Genomic DNA, 6,746 nt, shown 5'->3' with positions numbered 1-6,746 from the left:
TCAAGCTCTTGGATGGAAACGGTCGTAATAATCCCTCAGCTCCGTATCCATGTGCGTATATTTTTCCGTCGTCATGATCGAGCTGTGTCCCAGTATCTCCTGCAGCGTGCGCTGGTCCATGCCGTTGCGCAGCAGGTGTGTCGCGAAGGTGTGGCGCAGCACATGCGGGTGGAGCCGCGCGGCAGGGATGTTCGCCATCAGTCCTCGCTTCCGCATGATCACCCATAACGTCTCGCGGTGCAGCTGCCTCCCGTTTCTTGAAAGGAAGAGCCACTCCGCCCCGTGTTTATCGAGCTTCGGACGGTGTTCCGCGATATATTCCTCGATGACGCGGCGGACCGCCCCTATATAGGGGATCGTCCGCTCTTTATCGCCCTTGCCGCGCGCGTAGAGTATACCGTTCGCTGCGTCAAGGTCGCGCAGCCTCACATGGCAGAGCTCGGAGGCCCTCATGCCCGCTCCGTAGGCGAGTTCGATAAAGGCCCGGTCGCGTTTGCCGACCGGCGTGCCGTCTTCGCAGGCGTTGATTATCCGCTGCACCTCGCCCTCGGTCATCACCTGCGGCAGGGCCTTCGTCCTCGCCGGCAGCGGCGCGAGGCGCGGCAGATTGTCGGTGACGCCGTCGTACTGCAAAAAGCGCGCGAAGGATCGAAGCATCGCCCCCAGCCGCTGCACGGAGGACTTTTTTCGTCCCTCTCCCTGCTGCGCAAGCAGAAAACGCGAGATGGCGTCGGCCTGCATGTCAAGAGGGTCGTGTCCGCTGACCTCGCAGTGCGCGAGCCATATCTGCATATCGGAGTTGTAGGCGCGCTGCGTGTTTTCGCTGCAGCCGCGCTCAAGCCGGAGGTAGTCGGTGAAACGCTCGATCGTTCTGCCAAGTTCGCCTCCGGCGGGGTGGTTCATTTTTGCGGCCTCCGGGCCATGTACCAGTAGAAGGCCATCAGTATCTTGCCGTCCTTGATCTTCTTTTCGGCGATCATCTTTTCCAGCTCTTCCGGGGCGAAGGCAAATACCTTGATATATTCGTCTTCATCCTCGGGAAGTTTGGAGGAGGTCAGTTCGTCCGCATAGTAGACGGTGATCTTTTCAGTGCAGAAGCCCGGGGAACTGTAAAATTCCGCGATCTCCTCCATATGGCCCGGCCGGTAGCCGATCTCTTCCTGCATCTCGCGCACTGCGGTCTCGCGCGGGTCTTCGCCCTCCTCGACAAGCCCCGCGGGAATCTCGTAGATATCCTCGTCTATCGCGTGGCGGTATTGCCGGACAAGAATTATCTCCCCTCGATCATTGACGGGGAGTATCCCCACCGCCGACTTATGGAGCACCACCTCGCGCACCTTTTCGGAACCGGAGGGAAATTTCACGGTATCCACGCGGAGGTCGATGATACGTCCCTTATATTTGCAGTCCGAACGCACGATATTACGCAGCTGATTTTTTGAATCGCTCAAGACAAACACCCCTTATCCTATCTCTTCGCCGTTTTCTATGCGGGCCCCGCGCGCCCAGTCCTCGGCGCGCTGCGGCCTTTTGCCCTCCGGCTGCACCTCGACGAGTTTAAGCGCCCCCTCACGGCAGACGACGACAGGCGCGCCGTCGACGATCTCACAGCGACAGACCGCGCAGTCCGCCGAGGGCAGAGGCTCTGCCGCGTGTACGCGGAGCCGCTTGCCGCGGACCATGCAATAGACTCCCGGGGAGCATCCGATGCCCCTGATCTTATTGATTATCTCTTCGGCGCTTTCCGCGCGCCAGTCAATCTTTCCTTCGGACTTATCTATCTTTGGAGCCGTCGTCACATTTTCTTCTTTTTGGGGCGTAAAGCGCCACTCTGTGGGCGCGACGCCGCAAAGGTAGTGGAGCAGCGTTTCGGAGCCGAGCAGGGCGGCCTTTTCCATCAGCGCCGCGGCGTCGTCCTCCGGTTCTATCACGAGCTCCGGCTGCGCCAATATGGGGCCGGAGTCCATACCGGCGTCAAGCCGGAAGATGGAGACCGCCGTCTTTGTACGTCCGTCCATCAGCGCACGCTGGATAGGAGCCGAGCCCCGGTATTCCGGCAGCTTCGAGGGGTGGATGTTAAGACAGCCCAATGAAGCCATAGAGAGTACCGGCTCTTTTATCATCTGTCCGAAGTCTATCACCAGTATCACATCGGGGCTGTTTTGCCGCAGCCATTCCAGGCGCTCCGCGTCGGCGGACAGCCTCTCCGTCGTATAAACGGGCAGGTCAAGCGACCGCGCAAGCTCCCATACCGGCGTATTCTGCAGTTTGAGCCCGCGTCCCGCCGTACGCGGCGCGTTCGTCAGCACCCACGCGGGACGGAGCCGGTTTGATATTATCTCCAGGCAGCGCGCGGCGAAGCGGCCGGAGCCCATGAAGCCGACAGTCAGCTGGCCCATTATTTTTCCGCCGCCCGTTTCGCGATTTTTTTCTTGAGGAACTGGCGCTTGAGCGGCGAGACCCGGTCAATGAGCAGCCGTCCGTTGAGGTGGTCGATCTCGTGAGAAAAAACGCAGGCTGGAAAACCGTCAAGCTCCTTTCTCAGGGAGACGCCGTTCTCGTCCTGATAGACGACGGTCAGCCTCTCGGGAGAGACGACCTTTTCGTAGATGCCCGGAAAGCTGAGGCAGCCCTCTTCGTTAGTCACGAAGCCCTCCGCTTCGATAATCTCTGGGTTAACGAGGACGAATTTATCGCCGTGGTAGTCTATGACGACGACCTTTTTTGCGACTCCCACCTGAGGCGCGGCAAGGCCGATGCCATCGTTCGCGTACATGGTGTCGAACATGTCGCCGACAAGGGTCTTCAATTCTTCGTCAAATTCCTCCACCCTTGCCGTCTCTTCGCGGAGCACGGGATCGGGATAAAAGCATATAGTTCTAAGGGCCATAATTGACCTCCTGTCATATGTTTTCATATTTATCCTATTGTAACGTAAAAAGAGGCCCCGCTCAAGATGAGCGGGGCCTCTATATCTCTTGGGCGGACCGACGGGCTATTCGCCGTCTTCCATCTCACGCTGTTTGAGAAGATCTCCGATCAAGAAGTTCATCTCTTCCTGCGGAAGCTGGCTGTTGCCGCTCTCCTGTCTCCGGCGGTCACCGCCCTCTGAACGGCGGCGGCGCGGACGGTCCTCGCCGCGCTTCGCGGGAGCTCCGCCCATCGGGGGCTGGTCATGCGATTCCTCACGCGGCGAACGTCTTACGGGCTCTTCGTTCGCGGGACGCAGGCTGAGGCGGATACGGCGCTCGACGGGATTCACTTCGAGAACGCGGGCGGTGACTTCCTGCCCCTCTGAGAGCACTTCCTTGGGATTCTCCACTCTCTGTGAAGAAAGCTGGGAGATGTGGATGAGTCCCTCGATACCCTCTTCGAGTTCGACGAAGGCGCCGAAGTCAGCGATGCGAACGACCTTCACAGGAACCTCTGCGTCCTTCTGATACTTCTCGGCTGCATCCTTCCAGGGATCATTGAGCTGCTTGTAGCCCAGGCTGATGCGCTTGCGCTCGGTGTCCGTCTCGATGATCGAAACTTCGACCTTCTGCCCCTTCTTGAGGACTTCCTTCGGGTGCTTGATGCGTGTCCAGCTGAGGTCTCCGATATGGATAAGTCCCTCTACGCCGGGCTCTATTTCTACAAATGCGCCGAATTCTGTCAGGTTGGTAACGGTACCCTCGGTAACCTTGCCGGGGGTCCAGCGCTCGGCCGCCGTCGTCCAGGGATCGTCAAGCGTCTGACGGATCGAGAGGGAGATCCTGTTGTTCTCCTTGTCGATGCCGATGACCTTTACCTTGACGTGGTCGCCCTTAGTGACGATCTTTTTGGCCTTCGCGTTGCGCTGCCATGAAAGTTCGCTGATGTGGACCAGCCCTTCCATCGCACCGAGGTTGACGAAAACACCGAAAGAAGTGATGCTGCTGACATCGCCCTCAAGCACATCGCCTTCATGTACCTGCTCATAGAAGGCCTGGCGGATGCCTGTCAGTTCCTCTTCGATGAGGCTGCGGCGGGAGAATACGAGGCGGCGCTTTCTGCGGTCCTTTTCGATGAGCTTCACAGGGAATTCCTGGTCGAGGAGTTTTCCGGGATTCACTCCGTGGCCCTCCTGCGTCAGGTGTGAAATGGGGATGAATCCTTCGATGCCGCAGCAGCTCACGATGAGGCCGCCCTTTACCTTACGGATTCCCTTTACTGTGATAGTCTCGTTGTTCTCCGCCTCTTCTTCGAGCTTGTTCCAGCGCTCGTCAAATTCGCAGCGCCAGCGTGAGAGTCCGAGCTGGGCGTCTTCACCCTGCCCGATGTTCGTGATCTGCACTCTGACCTTGGCGCCGTTCTCGGGCTCGGGAGTCTCTTCTACGAGAACTCTGTGAGTCCATTCTTTGCGCGGAAGAAAGCCTTCGCATTTGTAGCCTACATCTACGAGCCAGCCGTCCTCACGTGAATCAACGACGGTTCCCTCCACGACCTTGCCGCGGTGGAAGTCGCCCATCACATCATACTGCTGCATCATTTCTTCCATCGTTTCTTCTTTTTCCTGTGTTTCCATTACGTCTTCTGTACGAAGCTCGTCAACCATTCCCAACATCCTCCTGCTTACATCATCTTTAATTTTTGGATCAGTTCTTTTATCAGCCAGTCGGGGGTGCTGCCTCCCGCGGCTATTCCTATTATGTCCTTATTTTCCAACCAGCCCCTCTCTAGTTCTCCTGCGTGTTCTATCCACAAGGTCGGCACCCCTGAACAGGAGCCGATCTCTGCGAGCTTTCTCGTGTTGGCGCTGTTCCTGCCGCCCAACACTATCATGCCGTCCGCCTCTTCCGCAAGCCGGCAAACGAACTGCTGTCGTGCGAGAGTCGCGCGGCATATCGTATTATATACCTTTATTTCAGGAGATACGGAAACAAATCCACTAACAAGCGCGGAAAAATTTTCCACACGCTGAGTCGTCTGGCTCAGTATCCCGCAGCGTTTGCCGTACAGCTCGTACGGTATCGCCTCCGCGGAGGCCAGCACGTGGACCTCTCCTGAAACATAGCCCATAATACCCTTGACCTCCGGATGGGAGGCGTCTCCTAATATTATCACGATATACCCATCTTGGGAAAGGGTCTTTGCCCTTTCCTGCGCTGTTTTTACAAAAGGACATGTTCCGTCGACCATTTTCGCGCTTCTTTCGCGCAGCGATTCAAAAACCTCCGGCGTCACCCCGTGGGCCCGCACGAAAGATACGGCGCCCTCCGGCACCTCTTCGGGAGAATCGACGACGACGAGCCCCAGCTTCTCAAGCCGTTCCGTCTCCTGCGGATTGTGTATCGGGCTGCCCAGCGCGTAGACCTGATGAGTCTTTTTCAGCTCGCCTTCAAGCGTCATGATCGCGCGTTTCACTCCGAAGCAGAGCCCCGTCGGATCGGCGGTGATTATCTTCATGCGCCGCCCTCCAGGTGCGCGAGACAGCGCGGTACGACGTCCCTAAGCGCCTCCTCCTTTGAGACCTTGTCGAAGTCATACCAAAGCGCGGGCTCAAAATGCTTAAACCAGGTCATCTGACGGCGAGAGAAGGCCTTGGTCGAACGGATGTCGCCCTCTATCGCCTCCAGGAAGGTGCATTCGCCGCCGATGTAACGCACCAGTTCACGGTAGCCAAAACCCTGCAGCGCCGGAAGCGATGGAGAATAGCCATTGTCGAGCAGCCACTTGACCTCCTCAGGATATCCGCTCGCGAACTGCTCTTTGACGCGGCGCTCGATATTCAAGTAGAGATTGGCGCGAAGCCTCGTGAGGCCGATATATAATATTTCATAGGGAGACTCCATCTTATTCTGCCTCCGGTACCACCAGCTCGCGTTCTTGCCGGTGATGCGGAATATCTCAAGGGCGCGCATCGTACGCACGGGGTCGTTTTGATGTATCTTCGCCCCCGCCTCGGGATCTATCTCCATAAGTTCCTGATGCAGCGCGGAAAGCCCGCGTACCGTTATCTCTGCCTCAAGCTGAGACCTGACATTTTCATCCTTCGGCAGATCTTCGGAGAGCATGCCGGTAAGCGCGCGGTAGTAGAAGGGCGTGCCGCCGATCAGCAGCGGCACGCGGCCGCGGGCCATGATGCGGTTCACGGCGTCCTCCGCATCCTCCGCGAAGTCGGCTGCGGAATATACCTGGTCCGGATCGACGACGTCGATGAGATGATGTATCACCTCGCGCCGTATCTCGCGGGATACCTTGTCCGTGCCAACGTCAAGATAGCGGTAGACCTGGCGAGAGTCGACCGAGATGACCTCCACGTTGAGCCTCGCGGCAAGCGACAGGCTGAACTCCGTCTTGCCGACCGCCGTAGGGCCGATTATCGCGATAACGGGGATCTTTTTATCCGTCATCTCTCAAACCAGTCGCGCAGTTTTTTATTTTCGATCAGAAAGACCGTCGGCCTTCCGTGCGGGCAGGTATAGGGAGTGTCGCAGCGTTCTAGACGGCGCAGCAAATCGAGGGCCTCCTCAGGCTCAAAGCGCCGTCCGAGCTTTACCGCGTCGCGGCAGGCGAGGCGCGCCATGCGCCACCAGACTTCGCGGTCCCGCTTCACAGGGTCGTTCTCCGTCTCCATTCCGCGCAGCGCCGAACGGAGCATATCTATCGGTGAGAGGTGCCCCTTGCCCTTGATCGCTGGCACCGCCGTCACCCTGCCGCCCTCGGTGCGGAAGCCAAGCGCAGCGAGTTCTTTTTCATAGAGCGCCGCCTCGGCGGCCACCGCC

The 6,746-nt window shown here is 58.3% G+C and carries 7 protein-coding genes and 1 pseudogene; all 8 read right to left on the bottom strand.

What is annotated here, in order from left to right; all coding sequences use genetic code 11:
* The gene (locus LIO98_RS06165; RefSeq protein ID WP_291954257.1) at nt 1-903 is read right to left on the bottom strand and encodes a tyrosine-type recombinase/integrase; all 903 of its coding nucleotides are present in this window, start codon (nt 901-903) and stop codon (nt 1-3) included.
* Nucleotides 900-1,460, bottom strand: a complete 561-nt coding sequence (locus tag LIO98_RS06160; protein WP_291954255.1) for an NUDIX hydrolase — start codon at nt 1,458-1,460, stop codon at nt 900-902. Before LIO98_RS06160 ends, LIO98_RS06165 begins: the two co-directional genes overlap by 4 nt.
* A gap of 3 nt (nt 1,461-1,463) precedes the next feature.
* Nucleotides 1,464-2,399 (bottom strand): methionyl-tRNA formyltransferase, encoded by a 936-nt coding sequence (gene fmt / locus LIO98_RS06155; RefSeq protein ID WP_291954253.1) that lies wholly within the window; start codon nt 2,397-2,399, stop codon nt 1,464-1,466.
* A complete protein-coding gene (def, locus tag LIO98_RS06150; protein ID WP_291954250.1) occupies nt 2,399-2,890 on the bottom strand; it encodes a peptide deformylase in 492 nt (163 codons plus the stop codon). The genes fmt and def overlap by 1 nt, the downstream gene beginning before the upstream one ends.
* A 105-nt stretch (nt 2,891-2,995) precedes the next feature.
* Nucleotides 2,996-4,576 (bottom strand): S1 RNA-binding domain-containing protein, encoded by a 1,581-nt coding sequence (locus LIO98_RS06145; protein WP_291954247.1) that lies wholly within the window; start codon nt 4,574-4,576, stop codon nt 2,996-2,998.
* 17 nt (nt 4,577-4,593) lie between these two features.
* On the bottom strand, nt 4,594-5,427 hold the full coding sequence (gene ispH / locus LIO98_RS06140; protein WP_291954244.1) for a 4-hydroxy-3-methylbut-2-enyl diphosphate reductase: 834 nt from the start codon (nt 5,425-5,427) through the stop codon (nt 4,594-4,596).
* Nucleotides 5,424-6,374, bottom strand: coding sequence for a tRNA (adenosine(37)-N6)-dimethylallyltransferase MiaA (gene miaA / locus LIO98_RS06135; RefSeq protein ID WP_291954241.1), 951 nt, complete (start codon nt 6,372-6,374; stop codon nt 5,424-5,426). Before miaA ends, ispH begins: the two co-directional genes overlap by 4 nt.
* Nucleotides 6,371-6,746: pseudogene (locus tag LIO98_RS06130) on the bottom strand (hypothetical protein); the annotation flags it as partial. The gene miaA and the pseudogene LIO98_RS06130, both read right to left, overlap by 4 nt.

It is taken from the genome of Cloacibacillus sp. (genome assembly GCF_020860125.1).
Lineage (GTDB): Bacteria > Synergistota > Synergistia > Synergistales > Synergistaceae > Cloacibacillus.
This window is presented reverse-complemented; position numbering and strand designations above follow the sequence as displayed.

Excerpts from the sequence above, each read along its gene's own strand:
- LIO98_RS06165 (WP_291954257.1), bottom strand. The coding sequence starts at position 903 with ATGAACCACCCCGCCGGAGGCGAACTTGGCAGAACGATCGAGCGTTTC.
- fmt (WP_291954253.1), bottom strand. The coding sequence starts at position 2,399 with ATGGGCCAGCTGACTGTCGGCTTCATGGGCTCCGGCCGCTTCGCCGCG.
- def (WP_291954250.1), bottom strand. The coding sequence starts at position 2,890 with ATGGCCCTTAGAACTATATGCTTTTATCCCGATCCCGTGCTCCGCGAA.
- LIO98_RS06145 (WP_291954247.1), bottom strand. The coding sequence starts at position 4,576 with ATGGTTGACGAGCTTCGTACAGAAGACGTAATGGAAACACAGGAAAAA.
- ispH (WP_291954244.1), bottom strand. The coding sequence starts at position 5,427 with ATGAAGATAATCACCGCCGATCCGACGGGGCTCTGCTTCGGAGTGAAA.
- miaA (WP_291954241.1), bottom strand. The coding sequence starts at position 6,374 with ATGACGGATAAAAAGATCCCCGTTATCGCGATAATCGGCCCTACGGCG.